At 55.2% G+C, this 24,472-nt stretch carries 21 protein-coding genes and 4 pseudogenes; 11 read left to right on the top strand and 14 right to left on the bottom strand.

Annotated elements, in window-relative coordinates; genetic code table 11:
- Position 1: 1 nt before the first annotated feature.
- Positions 2 to 1,099 carry a glycosyltransferase family 9 protein gene (locus tag O1V66_RS16805; protein WP_045049653.1) on the top strand — a complete coding sequence of 366 codons (1,098 nt, stop codon included), beginning with the start codon at positions 2 to 4 and terminating at the stop codon, positions 1,097 to 1,099.
- 32 nt (positions 1,100 to 1,131) lie between these two features.
- Here the strand turns inward: O1V66_RS16805 and O1V66_RS16800 are convergent, their stop codons facing one another.
- The 4 genes and pseudogenes from O1V66_RS16800 to rfaD all read right to left on the bottom strand — a co-directional run.
- Positions 1,132 to 2,034, bottom strand: coding sequence for a sugar glycosyltransferase (locus O1V66_RS16800; RefSeq protein ID WP_269127908.1), 903 nt, complete (start codon positions 2,032 to 2,034; stop codon positions 1,132 to 1,134).
- A complete protein-coding gene (gene rfaC / locus O1V66_RS16795; protein WP_045049651.1) occupies positions 2,018 to 3,004 on the bottom strand; it encodes a lipopolysaccharide heptosyltransferase RfaC in 987 nt (328 codons plus the stop codon). The genes O1V66_RS16800 and rfaC overlap by 17 nt, the downstream gene beginning before the upstream one ends.
- Positions 2,992 to 4,053 (bottom strand): ADP-heptose--LPS heptosyltransferase RfaF, encoded by a 1,062-nt coding sequence (rfaF, locus tag O1V66_RS16790; RefSeq protein ID WP_045049650.1) that lies wholly within the window; start codon positions 4,051 to 4,053, stop codon positions 2,992 to 2,994. Before rfaF ends, rfaC begins: the two co-directional genes overlap by 13 nt.
- Before the next feature lie 23 nt (positions 4,054 to 4,076).
- Positions 4,077 to 4,994 (bottom strand): annotated as a pseudogene (rfaD, locus tag O1V66_RS16785) (ADP-glyceromanno-heptose 6-epimerase); the annotation flags it as partial.
- 250 nt (positions 4,995 to 5,244) lie between these two features.
- Between rfaD and O1V66_RS16780 the strand changes: the two are divergent.
- Complete coding sequence (locus O1V66_RS16780) at positions 5,245 to 6,441, top strand: glycine C-acetyltransferase (protein ID WP_045049648.1); 1,197 nt, start codon at positions 5,245 to 5,247, stop codon at positions 6,439 to 6,441.
- A 34-nt stretch (positions 6,442 to 6,475) separates the two neighbouring features.
- The gene (gene tdh / locus O1V66_RS16775; RefSeq protein ID WP_045049647.1) at positions 6,476 to 7,498 is read left to right on the top strand and encodes an L-threonine 3-dehydrogenase; all 1,023 of its coding nucleotides are present in this window, start codon (positions 6,476 to 6,478) and stop codon (positions 7,496 to 7,498) included.
- Here tdh and O1V66_RS16770 read toward each other — a convergent pair.
- Both O1V66_RS16770 and envC read right to left on the bottom strand, forming a co-directional pair.
- Positions 7,482 to 8,444: a divergent polysaccharide deacetylase family protein gene (locus O1V66_RS16770; protein ID WP_082051074.1), complete on the bottom strand. Its 963-nt coding sequence runs from the start codon at positions 8,442 to 8,444 to the stop codon at positions 7,482 to 7,484. The two genes, tdh and O1V66_RS16770, sit on opposite strands and share 17 nt — an antisense overlap.
- A gap of 2 nt (positions 8,445 to 8,446) precedes the next feature.
- A pseudogene (envC, locus tag O1V66_RS16765) lies at positions 8,447 to 9,681 on the bottom strand (murein hydrolase activator EnvC).
- 352 nt (positions 9,682 to 10,033) lie between these two features.
- Between envC and O1V66_RS16760 the strand changes: the two are divergent.
- From O1V66_RS16760 to cysE, 5 genes are all read left to right on the top strand, one after another.
- Positions 10,034 to 10,465 (top strand): rhodanese-like domain-containing protein, encoded by a 432-nt coding sequence (locus O1V66_RS16760; RefSeq protein WP_045049645.1) that lies wholly within the window; start codon positions 10,034 to 10,036, stop codon positions 10,463 to 10,465.
- A 72-nt stretch (positions 10,466 to 10,537) separates the two neighbouring features.
- On the top strand, positions 10,538 to 10,786 hold the full coding sequence (grxC, locus tag O1V66_RS16755) for a glutaredoxin 3 (protein WP_045049644.1): 249 nt from the start codon (positions 10,538 to 10,540) through the stop codon (positions 10,784 to 10,786).
- Between the two features lie 66 nt (positions 10,787 to 10,852).
- Positions 10,853 to 11,323, top strand: coding sequence for a protein-export chaperone SecB (gene secB, locus O1V66_RS16750; protein ID WP_045049643.1), 471 nt, complete (start codon positions 10,853 to 10,855; stop codon positions 11,321 to 11,323).
- Entirely contained in the window at positions 11,323 to 12,342 is a 1,020-nt protein-coding gene (gene gpsA, locus O1V66_RS16745) for an NAD(P)H-dependent glycerol-3-phosphate dehydrogenase (protein ID WP_045049642.1), read from the top strand. The genes secB and gpsA overlap by 1 nt, the downstream gene beginning before the upstream one ends.
- Before the next feature lie 121 nt (positions 12,343 to 12,463).
- Positions 12,464 to 13,282, top strand: a complete 819-nt coding sequence (gene cysE, locus O1V66_RS16740; RefSeq protein ID WP_045049641.1) for a serine O-acetyltransferase — start codon at positions 12,464 to 12,466, stop codon at positions 13,280 to 13,282.
- Between the two features lie 46 nt (positions 13,283 to 13,328).
- Here the strand turns inward: cysE and trmL are convergent, their stop codons facing one another.
- The 3 genes from trmL to cpxR are packed head-to-tail and all read right to left on the bottom strand — an operon-like array spanning position 13,329 to position 15,920.
- Complete coding sequence (trmL, locus tag O1V66_RS16735) at positions 13,329 to 13,802, bottom strand: tRNA (uridine(34)/cytosine(34)/5-carboxymethylaminomethyluridine(34)-2'-O)-methyltransferase TrmL (protein WP_045049640.1); 474 nt, start codon at positions 13,800 to 13,802, stop codon at positions 13,329 to 13,331.
- A gap of 46 nt (positions 13,803 to 13,848) precedes the next feature.
- Positions 13,849 to 15,219 (bottom strand): envelope stress sensor histidine kinase CpxA, encoded by a 1,371-nt coding sequence (gene cpxA, locus O1V66_RS16730; protein ID WP_045049639.1) that lies wholly within the window; start codon positions 15,217 to 15,219, stop codon positions 13,849 to 13,851.
- Positions 15,216 to 15,920, bottom strand: coding sequence for an envelope stress response regulator transcription factor CpxR (cpxR, locus tag O1V66_RS16725; RefSeq protein WP_045049638.1), 705 nt, complete (start codon positions 15,918 to 15,920; stop codon positions 15,216 to 15,218). Before cpxR ends, cpxA begins: the two co-directional genes overlap by 4 nt.
- 150 nt (positions 15,921 to 16,070) lie before the next feature.
- Between cpxR and cpxP the strand changes: the two are divergent.
- The 3 genes and pseudogenes from cpxP (at position 16,071) to O1V66_RS16710 (ending at position 19,250) form a co-directional block, all read left to right on the top strand.
- Positions 16,071 to 16,561, top strand: a pseudogene (cpxP, locus tag O1V66_RS16720) (cell-envelope stress modulator CpxP).
- A gap of 516 nt (positions 16,562 to 17,077) precedes the next feature.
- Complete coding sequence (pfkA, locus tag O1V66_RS16715) at positions 17,078 to 18,040, top strand: 6-phosphofructokinase (RefSeq protein ID WP_045049636.1); 963 nt, start codon at positions 17,078 to 17,080, stop codon at positions 18,038 to 18,040.
- Between the two features lie 221 nt (positions 18,041 to 18,261).
- Positions 18,262 to 19,250: pseudogene (locus O1V66_RS16710) on the top strand (sulfate ABC transporter substrate-binding protein).
- A gap of 92 nt (positions 19,251 to 19,342) precedes the next feature.
- Here the strand turns inward: O1V66_RS16710 and tpiA are convergent.
- The 5 genes from tpiA to glpK all read right to left on the bottom strand — a co-directional run bounded on the left by tpiA (position 19,343) and on the right by glpK (position 24,469).
- Entirely contained in the window at positions 19,343 to 20,113 is a 771-nt protein-coding gene (gene tpiA, locus O1V66_RS16705) for a triose-phosphate isomerase (RefSeq protein WP_045049634.1), read from the bottom strand.
- A 188-nt stretch (positions 20,114 to 20,301) separates the two neighbouring features.
- A complete protein-coding gene (locus tag O1V66_RS16700) occupies positions 20,302 to 20,928 on the bottom strand; it encodes a DUF1454 family protein (RefSeq protein ID WP_045049633.1) in 627 nt (208 codons plus the stop codon).
- Between the two features lie 3 nt (positions 20,929 to 20,931).
- Complete coding sequence (gene fpr / locus O1V66_RS16695) at positions 20,932 to 21,678, bottom strand: ferredoxin--NADP(+) reductase (RefSeq protein ID WP_045049632.1); 747 nt, start codon at positions 21,676 to 21,678, stop codon at positions 20,932 to 20,934.
- A gap of 117 nt (positions 21,679 to 21,795) precedes the next feature.
- A complete protein-coding gene (glpX, locus tag O1V66_RS16690; RefSeq protein ID WP_045049631.1) occupies positions 21,796 to 22,806 on the bottom strand; it encodes a class II fructose-bisphosphatase in 1,011 nt (336 codons plus the stop codon).
- Positions 22,807 to 22,948: 142 nt separating this feature from the next.
- Positions 22,949 to 24,469: a glycerol kinase GlpK gene (gene glpK / locus O1V66_RS16685; protein ID WP_045049630.1), complete on the bottom strand. Its 1,521-nt coding sequence runs from the start codon at positions 24,467 to 24,469 to the stop codon at positions 22,949 to 22,951.
- Between the last annotated feature and the right edge of the window lie 3 nt (positions 24,470 to 24,472).

Below are 24,472 nucleotides of genomic sequence, written 5' to 3'. Positions count from 1 at the left end.
GATGGCCAAGAAGTGGAAAACCGCCGTAGCAAACGCCTTTTTAAAAGGCTATACCCAGTTTGCCGGCCAGTTAAGACCTCGCGACTCCTTTGAATCCAGGCGTATTTTTACCAGCATCGTTATCTATTCGACTACGGCGCTGGGCGATTTGATGTTCAATACCCCTGCGATTCGGGCGATTAAAAACCGCTATCCGCACGCCTTTATTACGCTGGTTTCCAGCCATAAAAATAAGGGGCTGGTGGCGAAAAGCGCCTATTTCGACGACGTGGTGTACTGGGACGAAAAAGTACGCGACATGAGCGGCGTGGTTAAGGCGCTGCGTAAAAACAAGCCCGAGCTGGCTATCATCCTGCACTCGAAGCCGCCTTACGACGTGATAAGTGCCGTGCTGGCGGGCTGTGAATACATCGTCAAAGATGTTTATGGCAACGGACCCAGCGGTATCGAACAGTGGCTGGCCAACCCGCGCACCCCGTTTGAAGGCCATCTCATTCAGCGCAAACTCAATCTGGTTAAATTTCTCGGCGGCGACAACACCAACAAAGAGATGTTTATTCCGGTCGATTTCCCCGCGATAGCCAAACAGCCGGGCAAAATTACGATTGGTTTCCAGATGGGGGCGTCCGAAAAGCTGCGCTGCTGGCCGGTGTCGCGTTTTGTCGAACTGGCAAAAGTCTTGCTGGCGAAAGGGCCGCAATACGAAGTGGCGCTGATCGGCACGGAAAAAGAGAAAGAGCACGAGCAGGCGTTTCTTGCGGCATTAACCGACAGCGAAAAACAGCGCGTTATCAGTTACATCGCCAAAACCAGCCTGTCGCAGCTGTTGGGCATCATGAAGAATATGGATGTGCTGGTCACGGGCGATACCGGACCGCTGCATCTGGCGGTGGCACTCAAAACGCCGACGGTGAGTCTGTTTGTCACTGCCGTGCCGAAATACACCGGACCTTATCAGGATCCCGATTTGCATCAGATTATGTGGGTGCCGGTCGACGTTGAAAATATGGATAAGGCGGTGCGTGAACAGCCGCTGTCGATCATTCGCTGCGAAGAAGTGCAGCAGCGCATCGAGACAATCTTGCAGAGACAGATTTAACATCGCGCGGGGAGGCGACTCTCCGTCGATCGTTAGAGAAATACCTGGTGATACGCGGCTTTGGCAAAAATCTGGCTGGGGATTGCACTCTGCGGCGACAGGTTGATCACCCGAATGTGTTTCTTCTTCAACTGTGCGCTGGCGTGGGCCATCGCCGGAACAATCAAATCTTCCAGACTCTCTGCCAGGAAACTCGGCAGTTTGTTGCTCTCCGACTCGTAAAATCTTGGTTTGTTGAAGTTATTCATGTCCAACCCGACGATATAAAGCTCGTTGAATCCGAGATAGGCTGCAATCTGTAGCGCCCAATAGGCAACGGTGCCTGCATCAAAGATGCCGTGGCGGATGTCGGTGGTAAAACCGATATCGGGACGGTTGTCGGCAAACGAGGTGCAAAGCACATTGGCATAGCGCCGACCCGGTTCGGTGGCGGGTATCTTGGGCTGAAAAATCTTGAACGCCGCGTCTTCAATCAGCGCCAGCGAGCATTTGATATTCGCGAGCGTAAGCCGGTCGACGATTCGCGCAATGCCGTGTGCCGTCGTGAACAGCGTAAGATGGGGGTCTGAAACGATTTCGGCGACCATCTCGGGGCGGCAGTCGAGAAAACCCATGTCAACGATGACGTAAAATTTGAAATCGACGGACTCGTGCAGCGACCAGGCGCCGTTTAACCCCATCGAGGGGCAGGGTGCCGGATGCTTGAACTGGATATCCCGCACAGAGGGACCGGTTGCGGTCAGCATAATCGGGCCGCTAAAAGCACCCGCGAGCGAGGCCAGACTCACGATGGGAATCGCTTCTCCGCGAAAGCTCAGGCTGATGATTTCGCCACTGGTCGCCCGCGAAATACGCATATAAGGCCACAAGTTTTCATTGTGGCGATAAGGGCGCTTATGCGTATAGCGGTAGAGTTGTTTAAAGAAGGAGCTCACGACGCCTACGCTCCTTTTCCAGCAAACTTTTGACCTGCGGCGCGCTGATGTCGGCCATCGCGTTACCCTGCTCAGGGCGGCAGGTGGTCTGGTTCTGGCCATAACCGCCGATAAGGCCGGGATCGGTTGGACCATAAAGAGTAATGTTGGGGCGATCCAATGCGGCAGTCAGATGGCTAAGCCCGGTATCGACGGACACCACTTCCTGCGCACCGGCCAGAATCCCGGCCACCTTTTCCAGACTCAGCTTTGGCAGGACGTCGACGTGAGAGAAGCCTTCGGCGAGGCGAAGGGCGCGCTGGTATTCGTGATCGGCACCCCACGGCAGCTTGATGCGCAGCGATGAGTCGGCCATCAGACCAATCAGCTCGCGCCAGTGGGCTTCCGGCCAATGTTTATCGGCGCGGGTCGTGGCGTGCAGAAAGACCAGGTAAGGGTCGGCCTGTTCTGTCTCTGCGGCGAGAAAACGCGAGGCAATGGCGTAATCACCCTGTGTCGCGGGTTTCACGTAGCCCAGACTCCTGGCGAACAGCTCGCGGGTTCTCTCTACAGCGTGCTGTTTTTTATCAATAAAATGCTTCTTGTCATAAAACCAGCAGGCAAAAGGTTCACGGGCACTCTTGCTGTCCATGCCGTGCTTTTCGCCCTTTGCCACTCGGGTCACCAGCGCGGCACTTTTCATCAGGCCCTGCGCATCGATAATCATGTCATAGGTTCTTGATTGCAGAACCCTTTTGAAATCACAGCGTTGCTGGCGTGTTTCTGAGCCGAACCAGTTTTTGCGCCAGCGGCGAATCGCCACGGGAATGACGCGATCCACGGCCGGGTGCCAGGTCGGGATCTGCGCGAAGCCTTCTTCGACGACCCAGTCAAACGTGATGCCCGGCAACGCCTGCATGGCATCGGTGAGCGCAGGCAAAGTATGTAAAACATCTCCCATTGAAGATGTCTTGACGATTAAGACCCGCATACCGGCTCCTTGTTCGCCGTCAGGAGTTGTTCCAGCTCGCTGAGAACCTGAGTAGGCTGAATGTCGATCAGGCTTTGATGATAGCCTTCGGCGGCATCGCCCTTACGGACTTTGTGATAACCGGTGATCAGGCGGATAACCCGCGCCTGATGACTGAGGGGAGGAGTGAAATCGGGACTGCTTGGGCCGTACAGCGCCACCAGCGGCTTGTTGAGCGCGGCAGCAACGTGCATCAGACCCGAATCATTGGTCACGATAGCCTGACAGGCGGCAATCAGGACAACGGCCTGATCCAGCGAAGTTTTACCGGCAATATTCAGGCAGAATGCGCGGGCTTCGGAAGTCAGGGCCTGACGAATGTCTTCGCCTGCCGCATGGTCCTTGGCGGAGCCGAACAGGGCAATCTGGTAACCGGCGTCAATCAGCATCGCGGCAAGTGCCGCGTAATGATAATGCGGCCAGCGCTTGGCCGGACCAAACTCGGCACCCGGGCAAAAACCGATGGTGGGACGGGCATCGCTCAACGCAAAAGAGGCGCTGACGGTGGTTATTTCTGTCTGCGTGACGGCAAGCTGCGGCCAGAGTATGGGCTGCGGCAGGTCGGCGGCAGAGTGAATACGCGAGGCGTCATAGCCCAGCGCCGCATAGCGCTGAACCATAAGAGGAAACGCGGCTTTGTCCAGCGTACGGATGTCGTTGAGCAGACCATAGCGCATCTCGCCGCGCCAGCCGGTTCGCTTCGGAATGGACGCGAAGAACGGCACCAGCGCCGACTTGAAGGAGTTGGGCAGCACGAAAGCCTGCTGATAGGCCTCTTTGCGCAAGGCCACACCCAGACGACGGCGTTCACCCAGTTCGAGCGCACCGTGACCCAAAGGCATGGCAAGCGCCTGATTGACCTCAGGCATTCTGTCGAGAAGTGGACGGCACCACGCAGGCGCCATCACGTCTATCTCGGCAGCAGGATTATTGGCCTTGATCGTGCGGTACAAACTCTGCGACATCATCATGTCGCCAACCCAGGACGGGCCAATCACCAGCGTTTTCATCTCGCTAACTTATTCCCTTAAACTCAACGATTGAGCCAGCTCATGTACTCGCTCACGCCTTCAGCCACGGTTTTGAACGGCTTGTCATAGCCCGCCGCGCGAAGCGCCGTCATGTCTGCCTGAGTGAAGGACTGATAGCGGCCTTTCAGTTTTTCAGGGAAAGGAATGGTTTCGACAGAACCGGTCTGGTGGAACGCCAGTACGGCGTCGGCCACGGCCTGGAAGGATTCGGAACGGCCGGTGCCGCAGTTGAAGATGCCGGATTTTCCGTTCTGCCAGAACCACAGATTGACGGCTGCCACGTCGCCCACGTAGATGAAGTCACGTTTGAAATCTTCGCTGCCGGCAAACAGTTTAGGGTTCTCGCCCGCCTTGATCTGGTTGTTCAGATGGAAAGCCACGCTCGCCATGCTGCCTTTATGGCCTTCGCGCGGCCCGTACACGTTGAAGTAACGGAAACCGGTGATTTGCGACTCGGCTTCAGGCAGGATCTCGCGCACGTATTGATCAAACAGGAACTTGGAGTAACCGTAAACGTTCAGTGGCTGCTCGTATTTGCGGTCTTCGATAAAGCTGGTGTTCTGGCTGCCGTAAGTGGCGGCGGAAGAGGCATACAGGAACGGAATGCTGCGGTCGAGACAGTAGTGCAGGAGATCTTTCGAATACTGGTAGTTGTTGTCCATCATGTATTTGCCGTCCCACTCGGTGGTGGAGGAACAGGCGCCCTGATGGAATACCGCATCGATATCACCCAGATCGTCACCGGCGACGATGCTGGCAATAAATTCTTCTTTATCTATGTAATCCGCGATATCCAGGTCGACAAGATTGACAAACTTGGTGCCATCTTTAAGGTTATCAACCACTAAAATATCACGATATCCCATATCATTGAGCGATTTGATAATATTACTGCCGATAAAACCGGCACCGCCAGTGAGCGATAATCATGGGAATCACCTTAATAAGAGTTTTGACCGGACACCATGTCCAGTCAGTCAGTTGTGCTTATCATAACACTTCATCCGCCTGCTCACATTGGTAAGCTATCTGATTAGTCGTCGTAATCCAATAACGCGCGGCTCCCGTGACATATGCTACAGAATTGACATTTACCTGCCCGTTTCCTCGTTATTACCCCACCCAGTTAGTAGTCTCTGTGTTGAATGCGTAATTTCAGGAGATTATCTCATGTCAGTTTCATTCTATCGTCGATTACAGGACGAACTCGCCGAGGCACGTTCGGAAGGCCTATTCAAACAGGAACGGATCCTGACTTCCGCGCAGCAGGCGCATGTCACACTGGCCGAGGGTCGCCAGGCCATCAATTTTTGCGCCAACAACTATCTCGGACTGGCGAATCATCCGCAGGTTATCCACGCCGCGCAGCAAGGAATGGAGAAATACGGGTTTGGCATGGCCTCCGTGCGCTTTATCTGCGGCACGCAGACGATTCACAAAAAGCTGGAGCAGCGGCTGGCCGAATTCCTCGGCATGGAAGACGCCATTCTTTACTCCTCCTGCTTCGATGCCAACGGCGGCCTGTTCGAAACCCTGCTGAATGAAGACGACGCGATTATTTCCGATACGCTGAACCACGCATCGATTATAGACGGCATTCGGCTGTGCAAGGCGAAGCGCTATCGGTATGCCAACAATGACATGAACGAACTGAAAAGCTGTCTCGAGCAGGCGAAGGCGGCCGGTGCGCGACACATCATGATAGCGACCGACGGCGTATTTTCGATGGACGGCGTGATTGCCAACCTGCGCGGGATTTGCGACCTCGCCGACGCGTTCGACGCGCTGGTGATGGTCGATGATTCGCACGCGGTAGGTTTTGTGGGCGAAGAAGGCCGCGGCAGCCACGAATACTGTGAGGTGATGGGCCGCGTAGATATCATCACCGGGACGCTCGGCAAGGCGATGGGCGGCGCATCGGGCGGTTACACCGCCGCACGCCGGGACGTGGTCGAATGGCTGCGCCAGCGCTCGCGGCCCTATCTGTTTTCCAATTCGCTTGCCCCCTCCATCGTCTGTGCCTCGCTCGACGTGTTAACCCTTCTTGAGCAAAGCGGGGCGCTGCGACAAAAATTGCTGCGCAATGCCCGGCTGTTTCGCGAAAAGATGACCCAAGCCGGATTTACGCTGGCCGGTGCCGACCACGCCATTATTCCCGTGATGCTCGGCGAGGCCTCGCTGGCGCAGGATTTTGCCGCCGGTTTGCAGCAGCAGGGCATTTTCGCGACGGCGTTTTTCTACCCGGTGGTGCCACGCGGACAAGCACGGATCCGCACCCAGATGTCGGCGGCGCACAGCGAAGAGGATATCGAACGGGCCGTCACCGCCTTTATCACCACCGGCAAAACGCTGGGCGTGGTGGCCTGAGCGCCAGCCATGTGAAACGCGTCAAGGAGCTTTTATGAAGGCATTGGCCAAGCTTTTCCCCAGGCAGGGCATCTGGATGACCGATGTGCCGCTGCCGGTACTCGGGCATAACGACATCATGATCAAAATCCGCAAGACGGCGATTTGCGGGACCGACGTTCACATCTATAACTGGGACGAATGGTCGCAAAAAACCATTCCCGTGCCGATGGTGGTCGGACATGAATACGTCGGCGAAGTGGTGGATATCGGGCAGGAGGTCAAGGGTTTTGCCCTCGGCGATCGCGTGTCGGGGGAGGGGCATATCACCTGCGGACACTGCCGCAACTGCCGTGGCGGGCGCACTCACCTTTGCCGCAACACGCAGGGCGTCGGCGTCAATCGCGCGGGAGCCTTTGCCGAATATCTGGTTATTCCTGCGTTTAACGCGTTTAAAATCCCCGACAACATCTCCGACGATCTGGCCGCCATTTTCGACCCGCTGGGCAACGCCGTGCACACGGCGCTGTCGTTTGATCTGGTCGGTGAAGACGTGCTGGTGTGCGGCGCAGGGCCGATAGGCATCATGGCGGCGGCCATCTGCCGTCACGTCGGCGCACGCCACGTGGTGATTACCGATATGAACGAGTACCGTCTCGACCTGGCGCGGCAGTTTGGCGTAACGCGCGCGGTGAATGTCAGCAGGCAGAACCTCACCAACGTAATGAGCGAGCTGGGCATGACGGAAGGCTTCGACGTCGGGCTTGAGATGTCCGGCGCGCCGCCTGCGTTTCGCACCATGCTGAACGCCATGAATCACGGCGGTCGCATTGCGCTGCTCGGCATTCCCCCGGCGGATATGTCGATCGACTGGAATCAGGTCATTTTCAAGGGGCTGTTTATCAAGGGAATTTACGGGCGGGAGATGTTCGAAACCTGGTACAAGATGGCGGCGCTGGTGCAGTCGGGGCTGGATCTCACCCCGCTGATTACTCACCATTTTACTATCGATGATTTTCAGCGGGGTTTCGACGCCATGCGTTCAGGCCAGTCGGGCAAGGTTATTCTGGAGTGGTAGGGGCTTTGCCCCAGTCCGTCCACTGCCGCGAAATAAAGTTGACGACCGACGAATGGCCAAGGCTGTCGCCAATCACGCTAAACATCGCGCCTGCATAGACAGGCGGAATCGGCTGCTTGATAGCGCAGGTCGCAATGCCTTTCTGCTTCGGCCGGGCCGGTTTGGCAGGCTTGACCGGTTTGACCGGTGCAGGCATTGGCACCGGCCGCGCATTGTGACTCACCTGAGCATTCAGCAAATCGCTTGGGCGAACCAGCTGAATATCCGAGGGTAAATTTGCCAGCTCCTGTGAAATGACGGCCACCGTGCTTGGATGCGGGTGACCGATGGCAATCGCAAAGCCGTTACGACGCGCCAGCGCAATCGCCCGCTGGAACTGATGGCGGATTTCGGCATCGTTCTGCACGTCATCCAGAAACACGTTACGTTTTATTACCTTCACCGACGTGCCCTGCGCGGCCTGCACCGACCGGGTTCCGGCGATGGTCATGCTGTCCAGGAAAAACAGCCGATGCGGCGCCATGGCCTGAATGACATTCTGCATGCCGGTCAGGCTCGAGGTCATCTTGCTGCCCTGATGGTTGTTGATACCCACCGCATAGGGAATATTGGCCACCGCCTGGTCGACGATACGCTTCACTTCCTGCGCGCTCATGTCGGGCGAGAGGGTATTTTTCTCGAGGGGTTGTTTGCTGAGGGGCTCCATCGGCAGATGGATAAGAATTTCACGGCCCTGCTGGTGGGCTTTTTCCATCATCAGATGCGAGTCGGGCGCGCTTGGGAAAATGGCTACCGATACGTTGATCGGCATTTTCAGCACCTGATTTTCGTTTTGCGCCCGATAACCGAAATCATCGAACAGAATGGCCAGTTTGGCGGCCTGTACGTTCAGCGTGAACACCAGCGCACCACATAACGTCGCTAAACGTCTCTTTTTATATCGCAATGTCATCTTCCCAACCACGGCTGTGGGTTAACGGCCTGACCCTGACGACGGATTTCGAAGTACAGGGACGGCTGACCTTGTCCACCACTGGTGCCCACCTGTGCGATAGGCTGACCGGCTTTCACCTGGTCGCCTACATTCACCAGTGCGCTCTGGTTATATCCGTACAGACTCATGTCGCCCTTGCCGTGATCGACCACGACAACCAGCCCATAACCCTGCAACCAGTCTGCCAGCAGCACGCGACCATCGGCGATGGCTCTTACATCACTGCCCTCGCGGGCGGCAATAACAATACCTTTATAACGAAGCTCGCCCTGCAACTCTTCCCCGAAGCGATGCTGTACCGCGCCACGAACCGGCCAGATATCCTGACCGGCAGGACGGCCAAGACCGCCCGTTCGCGATACCAGCGCCTGTTCACTCTGCGTCGGTTTGTAGGTCGAACCCTGGGATTTCGCTTTTTGTTCCTTGGCACGCACGGCGGCGGCTTCACGCGCTTCTTTCTCTGCACGCGCCTTGGCGGCCCGCTCGGCGGCGGCAATCTTGTCTTGCAGACGCGTCTGGTTGGCGCGCAGCTCCACCAGACTGGCTTCGTCTTTATGCAATGAAGACTCGAGAGAGGTCAGCGTCTTTTGTCGTGCTGCGCGGGCCTGCTCGAGTTTTTGCTGTTGGGTCTGTTGATCCGAAAGCGCCGTTTTCTGCTGAACCTGCTTGGATTGCAACGTCACGCGCTGTGACGCCAGATCGCTGCGGGTCTTTTTCAGATCGTCGATATTTTGCTGACGTTCCTGATTGAGGTAGCTGAAGTACGCCAGAATACGCTCGCTGCGCTGGCTTTCTTCCCCGCTGAGGATCAGTTGCAGCCCGCTCTGCTTGCCCATTCTGAAAGCGGCATCGAGCTGTTTTGCCAGCATTTGTTCCTGACTCTTCTGCTGTTTTTGCAGTTTGTCGATGGAAGCATTCAGGCTGGAAATGTCTTTGTTGAGGCTGGAGAGGGTCAGTTGCGTGTCGCGCAGCTTGCGGCTGGCGGCCGCGATGTTTTTTCCTGGGACTGAAGCTGGTCGAGCAGAGATCCGCGTTGAAGCTTCTGGGCCTTAACGCTTTTTTCCTTTTCGGCGATGCTTTGCTGAATGTTCTTGAGTTGGTCCTTGTTGTCATCGGCAAAACTGTACCGTGGCTGAACCAGCAGTGCACCGCAGACAAGCAGTGCCGAACCGGAAAGAACTTTTCTCATCAAACTGAAATAGATAGATTTGCTCAAACTTTTTTCCGCTTGTCGACCCAGGATGATAGACACTCTGATCCCTGTTGGCTTTTATCGTAACACTAATCAACAACATGATGCGAAAACAAAAAAACTCGCCGTCATCATTCAAGATAGCGGGTAACAGGCTGCCTGCCAGTGAATAAACCGTAGTTGAATGAAACAGAATATCCGCGAATATATTTGTCAGCCGCCCCTTGATTTTTTCGGGATGCGCCGCAGTTTATAGTATTAGGCGGCGCATTCGGGCTGTAATTGCGCAAGACGCAAGGTATACTCGTGAGCCTTGAATTTCCCTAACTGTCGGGAGTTGTTACACCCCATGCAAGATATTATGCCATTCGTTAGCGCGCACCCAGTTCTGAGCCTGGCGTGGGTTGCTCTGCTGATTGCCGTGATTTTCACTACAATTAGAGCACGTTTCTCAAAAGTTAAAGAGATAACCCGCGGTGAAGCAACACGTCTTATCAATAAAGAAGATGCCGTGGTTGTCGACGTTCGCGCGCGCGAAGAGTTCCGTAAGGGCCATATTTCGACCTCAGTCAATCTGCTGAGCGCAGACATCAAGAGCAACAATGTCGGTGACCTTGCCAAGCACAAGGCGCAGCCGGTTATTGTTGTCTGTGCAAACGGCCAGACTTCCCGTTTGGCGGCCGAAGGTCTGGTAAACGCCGGTTTCGAGCGCGTTTACAGCCTGAAAGAAGGCATTGCGGGCTGGAGTGGCGAGAATTTGCCTCTGGCGCGCGGTAAGTGATTTCACTGCCGCTGATTCACCTTCAGCGGCAGGCACATTGATTATTTCCACAATATGATTCCGAGGTGCGTTATGGCTAAGATTGAAATGTACACCAAGGCGACCTGCCCTTTTTGTCACCGTGCCAAAGCCTTGCTGAACAGCAAGGGTGCAGCCTTTGAAGAAATTGCTATCGACGGTGATGCAGCAAAACGTGAAGTCATGATCGAGCGCAGTGGCCGCACGACCGTGCCTCAGGTATTCATCGACGGCAAGCACATCGGTGGATGCGATGATTTACACGCACTTGATGCCCGTGGCGGTCTCGACCCTCTGCTTTGAGGTGTGCGCATTTGCGCATGAAAGCGGGTGTTTCAAAGGATTATTTAACTTAAGGGTACTATTTTCATGTCAGAACAGAACAACACCGAGATGACTTTCCAGATCCAGCGTATCTACACCAAAGACATCTCCTTTGAAGCTCCAAATGCTCCACAGGTTTTCCAGAAAGAGTGGGAACCCGAGATTAAACTGGATCTGGACACCGCTTCCAACCAGCTGGCTGAAGGCGTGTTTGAAGTTGTCCTGCGTGTGACCGTGACTGCATCTGTCGCCGACGAGACGGCTTTCCTGTGTGAAGTTCAGCAGGGCGGCATCTTCTCCATCGAAGGCATCGACGGCACCCAGATGGCGCATTGCCTGGGCGCCTACTGCCCGAACATTCTGTTCCCTTACGCGCGTGAGTGCATCACCAGTCTGGTTTCACGCGGCACCTTCCCGCAGCTTAATCTGGCACCGGTCAACTTCGACGCCCTGTTCATGAACTATCTGCAGCAGCAGTCGGAAACCGAAGGTGCACAGCCACATCAGGATGCCTGATGAAAACTGTCAATGCTTCAATGACCGTTATCGGTGCCGGCTCGTACGGCACCGCTTTAGCGATTACCCTAGCCAGAAATGGCCACCCGGTTGTGCTGTGGGGGCATAACGCCGCGCATATTCAGGCGCTGCAATCCGCCCGCTGCAACCAGGCATTCCTTCCCGACGTTACCTTCCCCGATACCCTGATTCTCGAAACCGACCTTGCGACGGCGATTGCGGCCAGCCGCGATGTGCTGGTGGTGGTGCCGAGTCACGTATTCGGTGACGTATTACGTCAAATCAAACCATTTTTACGTGCCGATGCCCGCATTGTCTGGGCCACCAAGGGTCTTGAGGCCGAAACCGGTCGTCTATTGCAAGACGTCGCGCGTGAAGAGCTGGGCGATACCATTCCGCTGGCTGTGGTATCCGGTCCGACCTTCGCCAAAGAGCTCGCTGCAGGCATGCCTACCGCAATCGCTCTTGCCTCGACCGACGCGCAGTTTGGTGAAGACTTGCAACAGCTGCTGCATTGCGGCAAGAGTTTCCGCGTGTACAGCAACCCCGACTTTATCGGCGTGCAGCTTGGCGGCGCGGTGAAAAACGTTATCGCCATTGGCGCAGGCATGTCAGACGGTATCGGCTTTGGTGCCAACGCCCGCACGGCGTTGATCACCCGCGGTCTGGCAGAAATGAGCCGTCTTGGCTCGGCGCTTGGCGCTTCGCCCTCGACCTTCATGGGCATGGCAGGGCTGGGCGATTTGGTGCTAACCTGCACCGACAATCAGTCACGCAATCGCCGTTTCGGTATTATGCTTGGAGAGGGCCTCGACGTTCAGAGCGCTCAGGACAAGATAGGCCAGGTGGTTGAAGGTTATCGCAATACCAAGGAAGTTCGTGCTCTGGCGCAGCGTTTCAATGTTGAAATGCCGATAACCGAGCAGATTTTCCAGGTGCTCTACAACGGTAAAGACGCGCGTGAAGCCGCGATCAGCCTGTTGGCGCGCGCCAGTAAAGACGAGTCCGGCAGCCGCTAAGTTCGCGATGCCGATGCAGTAAAGCGCAGCCTGTAAAAACGTGCCCGCCAGTGAGTGAAGCTGGCTGGCCTACTATTCTCTGTTGCAGACCTTTTTTTAATAAAGCGGTAAGGAAGGCATGATGTCGTCAGAAGAGTTGGAACTAGTCTGGAATAACATAAAATCAGAAGCGCGTGCGCTGGCTGAGTGTGAACCTATGCTGGCGAGCTTTTTCCATGCGACATTACTCAAGCACGAGAATCTGGGCAGTGCGCTGAGCTACATTCTTGCCAACAAGCTGGGTAGCCCAATCATGCCGGCCATCGCCATTCGTGAAGTGGTTGAAGAGGCTTACCGCAACGACGAGCAAATGACCCTTTCTGCCGCCCGCGATATTCTCGCTGTTCACTCGCGTGATGCGGCCGTCGACAAATATTCAACGCCGCTGCTGTACCTGAAAGGCTTTCATGCGCTTCAGGCGTACCGCATCGGCAACTGGCTGTGGAAGCAGGACCGGCAGGCGCTGGCGGTGTATTTCCAGAATCAGATTTCCGTCACCTTTGGTGTAGATATTCACCCGGCGGCACGTATTGGCTGCGGGATCATGCTCGATCACGCGACCGGTATCGTGATCGGCGAAACGGCCGTGGTCGAAAACGACGTCTCGATTTTACAGTCTGTCACGCTGGGCGGAACCGGTAAAACCGTAGGCGATCGCCACCCGAAAATTCGCGAAGGCGTGATGATTGGCGCGGGGGCAAAAATTCTCGGCAATATCGAGGTGGGCGCAGGGGCGAAGATTGGCGCGAACTCGGTCGTCCTGCAGTCTGTGCCAGCGCACGTGACGGCGGCAGGCGTACCGGCCAGGATAGTGGGTCGTCCGGAAAGCGAAAAACCTTCCATGGACATGAACCAGTACTTCAACGGCGCGCACGGCTTCGAGTTCGGCGACGGTATCTAGTCTTTCAACGGCGTGCTTTCGCATGCCGTTTCTGTTTTCCCCGCTTTTATTCCTTAAGCAGCGCGCCCGGATAACCCAGCTGACGCCACGCTTCGTACACCACGACGGAAACGGCATTCGACAGATTCATGCTGCGGCTGTCGGGCTGCATGGGGATGCGTATTTTTTGCTGGGGCGGAAGGTTGTCCAGAATGACCGGCGGCAGTCCACGGCTTTCAGGCCCGAACACCAGATAGTCGTTGTCGCGATAAGAGACAGCGCTGTGAGCAGGGGTGCCTTTGGTCGTCAGCGCGAACAGGCGTTCGGGCGATTCGCTGGCAAGAAAAGCCTCATAGTTTTCATGATGCTTGATGTGGGTGAACTCGTGGTAGTCCAGCCCCGCGCGACGCAGACGTTTATCGTCCCAGGCAAAGCCCATCGGTTTGATAAGATGCAACTGGCAGCCGGTATTGGCACAGAGGCGAATGATATTACCGGTATTGGGTGGGATTTCTGGTTCGAATAAAACGATGTTAAGCATGCGGTCTGCGCCCCTCTGTTCGTGAGGGACGCAGAATAGCAGAATCTTAGCGCTGTTGCAGGGGAAGCCAGATAATCAGTCGAAGACCGCCCAGCGGACTGTCTTCGGCTTTAACCCAGCCACGGTGTTGCTGCACCGCCGTTTCAACGATAGCTAATCCAAGCCCCGTACCGCCCGACTCGCGATCGCGCGCTTCATCGGTACGGTAGAACGGTCGGAAAATCTGCTCGCGGTCTTCTTCACTCACGCCCGGACCATCGTCATCGACCATAATCGTGACGCCATCGCTGTCTGCCGTGAAATTGACGGCAATATGATGATGCGAGTAGCGCAGTGCATTGCGAACGATATTTTCCAGCGCGCTGTCGAGCGCGTTCGGGTTGCCAATCAGTTTCCACGGACCCGGAGGCGCGGTCACTTCCAGCGTTTTTCCCATCTGTTCGGCTTCGAATTGCGCGTTGTCTATCACGTCGGCCCACAGTTCGTTGGCTTTGAGATGTTCCCGCGTTAATTCGTTTTTATGCTGACTGCGCGACAGGACCAGCAAGTCGTTGATCATGCCGTCAAGCCGCTGCGCTTCCATTTCGATACGCTGCAACTCTTTGCCTTCGCCATGACGACGACGCATGAGCGCGGTTGCCAGCTGCAAACGGGTCAGGGGCGTGCGCAACTCGTGCGAAATATCGGAAATCAGCCGCTGCTGCGCGGTAACCATCCGTTCCAGTGCGCTCACCATCTGGTTGAAGCTCTGACCGGTAGCCAGAAACTCCTGCGGGCCGGATTCAAGTTCGGGATGCTGTTTGAGATTTCCTCGGGCTACATCATCGGCCGCGTTTTTCAGCTGTCGGGCCGGTTTGGCAAGGCTCCACGCCAGCCAAAGCAGCAGCGGAGCGCTGATAAGCATGGTGACAATCAGCAACAGCAGCGGTCGGTCAAACATCAGATTGATAAAGTCGGACTGCGCACTGCCCGCCGGACGAATCAGGTAAAGCTGATAGTTGTCTTCGCCGTCACGCACGGCAAAAGGCCCGACCATCTCGACTCGGCCGTATTTCTTCTTCTTGGGGCGATCGGAGTTGTCGGACTGGCCGATAAAGTTGCGCACCACCTGCATTTCATTGCGTTGCGCGCCTATGACCCGGCCTTCGCTTGTGACCAGCAGCAATCGCTGGCCCGGTGGTGCCCATTTGTCGATAGCGCGGAACAATCTGCGCCACCACATGAGATCATTGGCCGGATCGCCCGCCAGTTCGGCTTCGACGTGCTGTTCAATCATCAATCCCTGACGCTGCTCACTGTCGAGCAGCGGCGTAAGCTGACGGGAGTCTAGCTTGGGAACCATCAGAACCAGCATCAGAACCAGCGCGAGGGTAAACCAGAAAATGGCAAAAATACGCGCGGTAAGGCTGTTTATCATGTAGCAGATACCATTAGATAACCACGGCCACGCAGCGTTTTGAACCACGGATGGCCATCTTTGCGGTCCGGCAGTTTGCGACGCAGATTGGAGATGTGCATGTCGATTGCGCGGTCAAAAGGCGTCAGGCGCTTGCCCAGCACTTCCTGGCTGAGATGTTCGCGTGACACTACCTGACCCAGATGTTTGGCCAGCAGATACAGCAAGGTAAATTCGGTACCGGTGAGATCAAGCGGCTGTCCGCCGAAGCTGGCTTCCTGACGACCCGGATTAAGCTGCAGACCGTCGACTTCAAGCGTTGGCGAACTGTTGGTTTCGCCGCCGCTCTGCTGTTGCTCGCTCCAGTTTGAGCGGCGCAGCATGGCGCGGATACGGGCAACCAGTTCACGGTCGTTAAACGGTTTTGGCAAATAGTCGTCAGCGCCCAGCTCAAGGCCCAGCACTTTGTCCAGCTCGCTGCCGCGCGCGGTCAACATAATCACCGGCGTTTGGTGACGCTGGCGTAACTCTTTCAGAGTCTCGATGCCGTTTTTCTTCGGCATCATGACGTCAAGCAGCAACAGGCCGATGCTGCTGTCCAGTTTTTCGAGCGCCTGCTCGCCGTCGTAGGCGACCACCACGCTAAATCCTTCAATCTCTAGCAGTTCTTTCAAAAGTGAAGTCAGTTCACGATCGTCATCAACTAACAAAATCTTATTCATTGTAATTACCTCTAGACGCAAAATACGTCATCAATTGCCGCTATTCCATGACTTTACGTAGTTTTACAAGCACTGACGCTAGTTTGCAGCTCCAGGGTTAGACTGCTTTCCAATGATTCGCGTGATGCGAAAAAATTATAGGAGTTCGTGATGTGTAAGGTAGCTGCAATGGTTATGGCCTCAATGCTGTCACTTAGTTCAAGTGTAGCGTTAGCTGACAGCACAAAACCGATGCCTGCAGATACTTTAGCTCATGATGGCAATATGTTGGATAGACGTAACACTATGTTCGATGGAATTAATTTATCTGAACAGCAACGCCAGCAAATGCGAGACCTCATGCATCAGGCCCGGAAAGACTCGCCGCAAATCAATTTGCAGCAAATGGAAGCCATGCACGATTTAGTGACCGCCAAGAATTTTGATCAGGCTGCCGTCCGCGCCCAGGCTGAAAAAATAGCCCAGAACAGGTAGACCGCCAGGTAGAAATGGCGCGCATTCGTAACCTGATGTTTAACCTTTTAACGCCTCAGCAGAAAGAAGTGTTGAATGAAAAACATCAGCAGCGCATGCAGCAGCTCGCCGCGCAGATCTCCGGCATGCAACCTTCTACCGCCCAGACGCCGCTCGGTGCCGAATAACGTTTCCAAAAATTGATAAGACGTAAAGTCGACGAATTCATCAAACACGTTACTGTTTTCCCCAGCAATCTGCACCACGCACTCCTTCTTTTCCTTGCCATAGACACCATCCCTGTCTTCCCCACCGAAAGGTGGGGCTTTTTATCTTCATTACTCGGCAACCCCACAATAAATGTAACGGATTTGTTGCATTATCAGTCAGATGTCTTAATGAACAATGCTATCCTTAGGGGCAACGGCATAAAGAGTGACAAAACACGGTGTTTCTAAAAGAACTTAAAAACTCATCTAAAGTTTGTCACGCCACCCTTGTATAATCGGGGTCAGTGATATGTGAAAAGCGTTGAACAAAGCTGAATCAGCAGGACAGGTGACCTGAATCAATTCAGTTTAAGCATTTTGTTATATGATTTGAGCATTCAGACGACTAACCAGACAATTTTGCCAAAAGGCTCCGGTATAGCGGGTCTGCTCAAGAATTCTTAAGAAATTGCATCTAAAAGTTCAGAGGTAGTCATGATCAAGAAAATCGGTGTACTGACAAGTGGTGGCGACGCCCCCGGCATGAATGCGGCAATACGTGGCGTTGTTCGCGCAGCACTAACCGAGGGCCTGGAGGTCTTTGGTATCTACGACGGCTACCTTGGACTTTATGAAGATCGCATGAAGCAACTCGACCGCTACAGCGTATCGGATGTGATTAACCGTGGCGGCACCTTCCTCGGGTCGGCGCGTTTCCCCGAATTTCGCGATGAAGCCGTGCGTGGCAAAGCTATTGAAAACATGAAGAACCGCGGGATAGACGCGCTGGTGGTTATCGGTGGCGACGGCTCCTATATGGGTGCCAAGCGCCTGACCGAAATGGGTTTTCCCTGCATCGGCCTGCCGGGCACCATCGATAACGACGTCGCAGGCACCGATTACACTATCGGCTACTTCACTGCGCTCGAAACCGTAGTGGAAGCCATTGACCGCCTGCGTGACACGTCATCCTCCCACCAGCGTATCTCCATCGTTGAAGTCATGGGCCGTTACTGCGGCGATTTGACCCTGTCGGCGGCCATTGCGGGCGGCTGCGAGTTTATCGTGATCCCCGAGGTCGAGTTCAATCGCGACGATCTGGTCGAAGAGATCAAGGCGGGCATCGCCAAGGGCAAGAAACACGCCATTGTCGCCATTACCGAACATATCTGCGATATCGGCGATTTGGCGCGTCATATTGAAACGGAAACCCGTCGTGAAACCCGCGCGACAGTGCTGGGTCATATCCAGCGCGGTGGTGCGCCTTGCGCCTTTGACCGCATCCTGGCTTCCCGCATGGGTGCCTACTCCATCGAGTTGCTGCTGCAAGGTTACGGCGGTCGCTGTGTAGGCGTGCAGAACGAAAAACTGGTACATCACGACATCATCGACGCCATCGAAAACATGAAGCGTCCGTTCAAGACCGAAATGTGGGAAACCGCGAAAAAGCTCTATTAATGAGCCGTTAACGTCTCTACATGATAAAGCCTTCATAATTGGAGGCTTTTTTTTGCACAAAATCCTTATATTTCGAAATGGAATAGTAATAAATTTTTTAGTCTTTAATAGTTCCCGCGTTCTCTGGCAGGCTTTATCACACTGATTCCATGAATCAATCCAAACAAGAATTTATCCAATAACGATTAATTCACCTTAAAATATTTGCTGGGAGAAGTGCGATGCGTAAATTGGGAGTAGGACTGGCATTACTGTTGGTCACCGCCGGTGCAATGGCAAAAGATATCCAGATTTTGAACGTTTCCTATGACCCAACGCGTGAGCTTTATCAGGACTACAATAAAGTCTTCAGCAAATACTGGCTGGCAAAAACCGGCGACAACGTGACGATTCGCCAGTCGCACGGCGGCTCCGGCTCTCAGGCGACCTCTGTCATCAACGGCATTGATGCCGATGTGGTAACGCTGGCCTTGCAGTCCGATGTGGATGCCATTGCCGATCGTGGCCGCATCAATAAAGACTGGGAAGCCCGCCTGCCGGACAACTCTGCGCCATATACCTCGACCATCGTTTTTCTGGTGCGCAAAGGCAATCCTAAAGGAATTCATGACTGGAACGACCTGATCAAGCCGGGCGTGTCCGTGATTACCCCGAACCCGAAATCATCCGGCGGCGCGCGCTGGAACTATCTGGCGGCATGGGGCTACGCGCTGCATCACAACAACAACGACAAGGCCAAGGCAGAAGATTATCTGCGTGCGCTGTTTAAAAACGTTGAAGTTCAAGACTCCGGTGCGCGTGGCGCAACCAACACCTTTGTTGAACGCGGTATCGGCGACGTGCTGATTTCATGGGAAAACGACGCGATTCTGGCCGACCAGAAGCTGGGCAAAGGCAAGTTTGAAGTGATTTATCCAAGCGAATCGATTCTGGCCGAGCCGAGCGTTTCCGTGGTTGATAAAGTGGTCGACAAGCGCGGTACCCGCGACGTGGCCGATGCTTACCTGAAGTACCTTTATTCGCCGGAAGGTCAGACCGTTGCTGCGCGTAACTACTACCGTCCGCGTGATCCGGCCGTTGCGAAGCAGTTTGCTTCCCGGTTCCGCAGCTGAAGCTCTATACCGTTCAGCAGATTGCCGGTGGCTGGACTGCGGCCCAGAAAGAACACTTTGCCAACGGCGGCGTCTACGACCAGATAAACAAACGTTAATCCGCCGCGATGAATAGCCATAAAAAAACCCCGCCAAGCGGGGTTTTTTGCTACCTGAAACGGCCTCGTCATTCATGAGGCAGAAGGATATATCAGGCCTGGGCTTTTGCTTCGGCAGCGGCTTTGACAATCACGGCGAAAGCATCGGCTTTCAGTGACGCACCACCGACCAGTGCGCCGTCGATGTCTGGCTGGGTGAAGAGTTCAGCGGCGTTGCCTGCATTGACAGAACCGCCGTACTGAATGATCACTTGCTCGGCGACGGCTGTATCGTGCTTGGCAACGTGGTCACGAATAAACTTGTGAACCGCCTGTGCCTGCGCAGGAGTTGCCGATTTACCGGTACCAATGGCCCAGACCGGTTCGTAGGCGATAACCGCGCCTTCGAAGGCTTTCGCGCCCAGGGTGTTCAACACGGCATCGAGCTGTTTTGCGCAAACGGCTTCGGTTTGACCGGCTTCGTTTTCCGCTTCGGTTTCACCGATACACAGAACAGGAATCAGACCCGCTTCTTTCAGCACACCGAATTTTTTGGCAATGAACTCGTCGCTTTCTTTATGGTAGGTACGACGTTCGGAGTGGCCGATAATGATGTATTGTGCGCCCACATCTTTGAGCATCTCGGCAGAAATTTCACCGGTAAAAGCGCCCGACAGGTTAGTGTCGACGTTCTGGGCACCCAGCGCGATGCGGCTGCCGGACAACGCGTGTTTAGCCTGTGACAGGTAAACTTCCGGTGGCGCAATGGCAACGCCACAGCCTTCAACAGTGCTCAACTCGGTACGCAAAGCGGCAATCAGATCGTTAACCAACGTAGTGCTTCCGTTCAGTTTCCAGTTACCCATCACTAATGGATGTCGCATTTTATTTCCTCCGTAAGGGGACGCGAGTGTCGATTGAAATTTCTGCCGAATCGGCAGATAAACTGCACAACAGTATAAAGATCTTCGCTCACCATAGCTTTGCTTTTCGTCAAATACTCGTCGTCTATGGCACGGCCTCTGCGTTGGCCGCAGAATCACGGACTGGCGTCGGTGAGTCGAGATTCTGGTTAGTTAGACAACGCCAGTTTCACGGGTTCAACGGCGAGTGTCAGACCTTTTTCTCCGTTATCCGAAACCACATAGCGCACGGCACCGACCTGTTGCTGGTAGAACTGCTGGCCTTTGCCCTTGTCTATCAGGCTGTTCACTTTTGCGATGCTCTGATCGGCAGAAAGTGTCGGATCAAACTCGCGCACGATATTTGCCATGTAGCTTATCGCCGTGGCATGCGCGGCTTTTTCTTCCGGCCCCTGAATGGGCAGGTAGGTTATCTGCATGCTCTTGATTTTCCCTGTGCCTTTCTCGAGCGCGGTCGAGGCATAGAGGTCTTCGTTAATCTTGCTGGCGGCGCGGGTCAGCGTAACGGCATCGGGTTTGTCCGCTATCGCCCGAAACTCGCCGATGGGCTGGGTCGGATTGGCGATATTGTATTTTTCGCGGAAATTAACCAGCGTCAGCTCGAAGGTCGGCGCGCCGGGCATCAGATAAGGTGCCTTGGGCACTTCTTCGGCGGCAATACGATCGCGGTCGGGCGGCGGATCGGCCACTGCCGTACCGCCCCCCAGCGTGAGCAATAGCAGACCGGCGATGAGACGCAGAGACAGTGCGGCATTCGAAGTTTGAAATCTTTGCATGGGTTACCAGTAATGCTCACTGGTCATGTGACCGGGTTTTCGGCGCAGATGTTTGCGCATCTCGCGCGTTTCTTTCAGCACCTGCTGGGTATCGCGCACCATCTGCGGATTCCCGCACAGCATGATGTGGCTGTCGTTGGCATCCATCTTCACGCCCACGGCGGCCTCAAGCGAACCGTCTTCGATAAGCGCCGGTACGCGGCCCGTCAGCGAGCCGGGTGTCTCTTCACGGCTGACAACGGTCTGGATGTGCAATTTGCCGTTGTAATGCTGTTGCAGCTGCTGCATCAGCGGCAGATAGCTGAGATCACGGGAAAAACGCGCCGCGTGAACCAGCACGATATTTTTAAAGCGCTCAAGCCCTTTGCCTTCCTGAAGAATCGACAGGAACGGGCCAATCGCGGTGCCGGTCGCCAGCATAAACAGGTTATCGCACTCGGGAATTTCATCGATGACAAAAAAGCCCTGCGACTCTTTGGTTATCATGATTTCCGAACCCGGCTGCATCACATGAATGCGCGGGCTGAGCTTGCCTTCGGGAACATTGACCAGATAAAACTCGAGATTGTCATTGCTGGGCGCATTGACGAAGGAGTAAGCGCGGGTCACGCGTTCACCGTCGATTTCCAGCGAGAGTTTGGCGTACTGCCCGGCAGCAAAGTCATTGATAGGCGCATTAACCACGATGCTGAACAGGCTGTCTGTCCAGTGCTCCACCTTTGAAACTTTACCCGTTATCCATTCTGCCATTGACTCTCTCCACGTAGATAGAATTGAAACTAGCGTCTGATCTTATTCCATATTTTGCAGAAGGATTATCGATTAAATGTTATCAGGCCGGAGAAGACGCCGACCCGACAACGGCGATTACAGGATAAACGGGTGCAGCGCGCGGTCTTTGCGATCTAGGGAATGCGTGGATCGAATACGGCGAACGGTGCGCGATTTGCCGCGAATCAGCAGGGTTTCCGTGGTGGCAAGATTGCCCTGACGGCTGATCCCTGCGAGCAGGTCGCCCTGCGTGATACCGGTCGCCGAGAAGATGACGTTGTCGTTGCGCGCCATGTCGTCGAGCGCCAGCACCTTGCCGGTTTCAATGCCCATTTCAACGCAGCGTGCCTGCTCGTCTTCGCCCAGACGGCGATTTTCGGGCGTATCGCCCTTGACGTGGTGGCGCGGCAGCAGACGGCCCTGCATATCGCCGTCCAGCGCGCGGATCACCGCCGCCGAAATCACGCCTTCGGGTGCGCCGCCAATGCCGTACATCACATCCACTTCGCTTTCGGGCAGACAGGTCAGAATAGTCGCGGCCACATCGCCGTCGGGGAAGGCGAAAACCCGCACGCCGAGGCGATGCAGTTCGCGGATCACCGCGTCATGGCGCGGTTTCGCCAGAATCGAGACGGTCAGTTCAGTAAGCGGTTTATCGAGACGCGCGGCGATATTGCGCAGATTCTCCGCAAGCGGCAAATCAAGGTTGATCGCGCCCCTGGCCGCAGGGCCGACGACCAGCTTCTCCATGTACATGTCCGGCGCATTGAGGAAAGTGCCTTTATCGCCAACCGCCAGCACCGCCAGCGCGTTCGACTGGCCCATCGCGGTCATGCGCGTGCCTTCGATGGGGTCTACCGCGATATCGACGGCGTCGCCCAGACCGGTTCCCACTTTCTCGCCGATATACAGCATCGGCGCTTCGTCGATTTCGCCTTCGCCAATGACGATTTCACCGGCGATATCGACCTTGTTGAGCATGATGCGCATCGCCTGTACGGCGGCGTTATCGGCCAGATTCTTGTCGCCACGGCCTAACCATTTGTATCCGGCCAGGGCGGCGGCTTCTGTGACGCGGGAAAACTCGATTGCTAATTCACGTTTCATCGATAAATCCGTTTCAAGAAAATGAGAGCGGTGAGCGCGGGCTCATCTCGGGGATAAAAGTCTACCATAGCGGGGAGGGCAAAAAGCAAAACTCCCCGGGTGGGGAGTTTGCAGGTGAGGCTGTACAGGCCGAAAAACAGGCTTATTCGTGGTCTTCCCACGCGCGGACGCGGGCCACGGCTTTCTGCCAGCCTTTATAGCGGAAGTTGCGCTCGGTGGTTTCGATACCCGGACGGAACTCTTTCTCGATGGTGGCCTTGCTGCGCACTTCGTCGAGATCGTTCCAGAAGCCAACCGCCAGACCCGCCAGGAAGGCCGAACCCAGAGCCGTGACTTCACGCACTTCAGGACGTTCCACGCGCGTGCCGAGAATGTCTGACTGGAACTGCATCAGGAAGTTGTTGGAAACCGCACCGCCGTCAACGCGCAGTGACTGTAGACGCGTGCCCGCATCGGCCTGCATCGCGTCGATAACGTCACGCGTCTGATAGGCGATGGACTCAAGCGTTGCGCGGATGATGTGGTTGCTGTTGGCACCCCGGCTCAGGCCGAAAATCGCGCCGCGCGCATACGGGTCCCAATAAGGTGCGCCGAGGCCGGTAAAGGCCGGAACCACATACACGCCGTTGGTATCTTTGACTTTGCAGGCAAAGTATTCGGAGTCTGCCGCGTCGTTGATAAGTTTCAGCTCGTCACGCAACCACTGAATGGACGCCCCGCCGACGAACACTGCGCCTTCCAGTGCATAGTTCACTTCACCGCGTGGGCCGCAGGCAATGGTCGTCAGCAGGCCGTTTTTCGACACGACCGCTTCCGTGCCGGTATTCATCAGCAGGAAGCAGCCTGTGCCGTAGGTATTCTTGGCCATGCCCGGCTGAACGCAGAGCTGGCCATACAGCGCCGCCTGCTGGTCACCGGCGATACCGGCGATAGGAATACGTGTTCCGCCTTTACCGCCGATGTTGGTACGGCCGTAGATTTCGGAGGAAGGGCGCACTTCCGGCAGCATCTCGCGCGGAATATCCAGCGCTTCGAGCAGGCGGTCATCCCATTGCAGGCTGTGAATGTTGAACATCATGGTACGCGAGGCATTGGTGTAATCGGTGATGTGCACACGCCCCTGCGTCATTTTCCACACAAGCCAGGTATCGACAGTACCGAACAGCAATTCGCCCTTGCGTGCACGCTCGCGGGAGCCTTCAACGTGGTCGAGGATCCATTTGACCTTGGTGCCCGAAAAGTACGGGTCGACCACAAGACCGGTGTTGTGGCGGATATACTCTTCCAGCCCGTCTTTTTTCAGCTTTTCACAAATCTCAGCGGTACGACGGCACTGCCATACAATGGCGTTGTAAATCGGTTTGCCGGTCTCTTTCTCCCAGACGATGGTGGTTTCGCGCTGGTTGGTGATACCGATACCGGCAATTTGATCGGAGTTGATGTCGGCTTTTGCCAGGACTTCGACCAGGACAGAGCTTTGAGACGACCATATTTCCATCGGGTCGTGCTCAACCCAACCCGCCTTAGGGTAAATCTGGGTGAATTCACGCTGTGAAACGCTAACGATGTTGGCGTCGTGATCGAGCACTACGGCGCGAGAACTGGTAGTACCCTGGTCGAGTGCAACGATATATTTTTTGTCGTGAGTTTTATCTGCTGTCATGAT

Source organism: Rouxiella chamberiensis (assembly GCF_026967475.1).
GTDB classification, from domain to species: domain Bacteria; phylum Pseudomonadota; class Gammaproteobacteria; order Enterobacterales; family Enterobacteriaceae; genus Rouxiella; species Rouxiella chamberiensis.
Note: the sequence above shows the minus strand (reverse complement) of the source record. Positions and strands in the feature narration are given on the sequence as shown.

Coding starts and splice junctions, on each gene's coding strand:
- O1V66_RS16805 (WP_045049653.1), top strand. CDS start 2: ATGGCCAAGAAGTGGAAAACCGCCGTAGCAAACGCCTTTTTAAAAGGC.
- rfaC (WP_045049651.1), bottom strand. CDS start 3,004: ATGCGGGTCTTAATCGTCAAGACATCTTCAATGGGAGATGTTTTACAT.
- rfaF (WP_045049650.1), bottom strand. CDS start 4,053: ATGAAAACGCTGGTGATTGGCCCGTCCTGGGTTGGCGACATGATGATG.
- O1V66_RS16780 (WP_045049648.1), top strand. CDS start 5,245: ATGTCAGTTTCATTCTATCGTCGATTACAGGACGAACTCGCCGAGGCA.
- tdh (WP_045049647.1), top strand. CDS start 6,476: ATGAAGGCATTGGCCAAGCTTTTCCCCAGGCAGGGCATCTGGATGACC.
- O1V66_RS16760 (WP_045049645.1), top strand. CDS start 10,034: ATGCAAGATATTATGCCATTCGTTAGCGCGCACCCAGTTCTGAGCCTG.
- grxC (WP_045049644.1), top strand. CDS start 10,538: ATGGCTAAGATTGAAATGTACACCAAGGCGACCTGCCCTTTTTGTCAC.
- secB (WP_045049643.1), top strand. CDS start 10,853: ATGTCAGAACAGAACAACACCGAGATGACTTTCCAGATCCAGCGTATC.
- gpsA (WP_045049642.1), top strand. CDS start 11,323: ATGAAAACTGTCAATGCTTCAATGACCGTTATCGGTGCCGGCTCGTAC.
- cysE (WP_045049641.1), top strand. CDS start 12,464: ATGTCGTCAGAAGAGTTGGAACTAGTCTGGAATAACATAAAATCAGAA.
- trmL (WP_045049640.1), bottom strand. CDS start 13,802: ATGCTTAACATCGTTTTATTCGAACCAGAAATCCCACCCAATACCGGT.
- cpxA (WP_045049639.1), bottom strand. CDS start 15,219: ATGATAAACAGCCTTACCGCGCGTATTTTTGCCATTTTCTGGTTTACC.
- cpxR (WP_045049638.1), bottom strand. CDS start 15,920: ATGAATAAGATTTTGTTAGTTGATGACGATCGTGAACTGACTTCACTT.
- pfkA (WP_045049636.1), top strand. CDS start 17,078: ATGATCAAGAAAATCGGTGTACTGACAAGTGGTGGCGACGCCCCCGGC.
- tpiA (WP_045049634.1), bottom strand. CDS start 20,113: ATGCGACATCCATTAGTGATGGGTAACTGGAAACTGAACGGAAGCACT.
- O1V66_RS16700 (WP_045049633.1), bottom strand. CDS start 20,928: ATGCAAAGATTTCAAACTTCGAATGCCGCACTGTCTCTGCGTCTCATC.
- fpr (WP_045049632.1), bottom strand. CDS start 21,678: ATGGCAGAATGGATAACGGGTAAAGTTTCAAAGGTGGAGCACTGGACA.
- glpX (WP_045049631.1), bottom strand. CDS start 22,806: ATGAAACGTGAATTAGCAATCGAGTTTTCCCGCGTCACAGAAGCCGCC.
- glpK (WP_045049630.1), bottom strand. CDS start 24,469: ATGACAGCAGATAAAACTCACGACAAAAAATATATCGTTGCACTCGAC.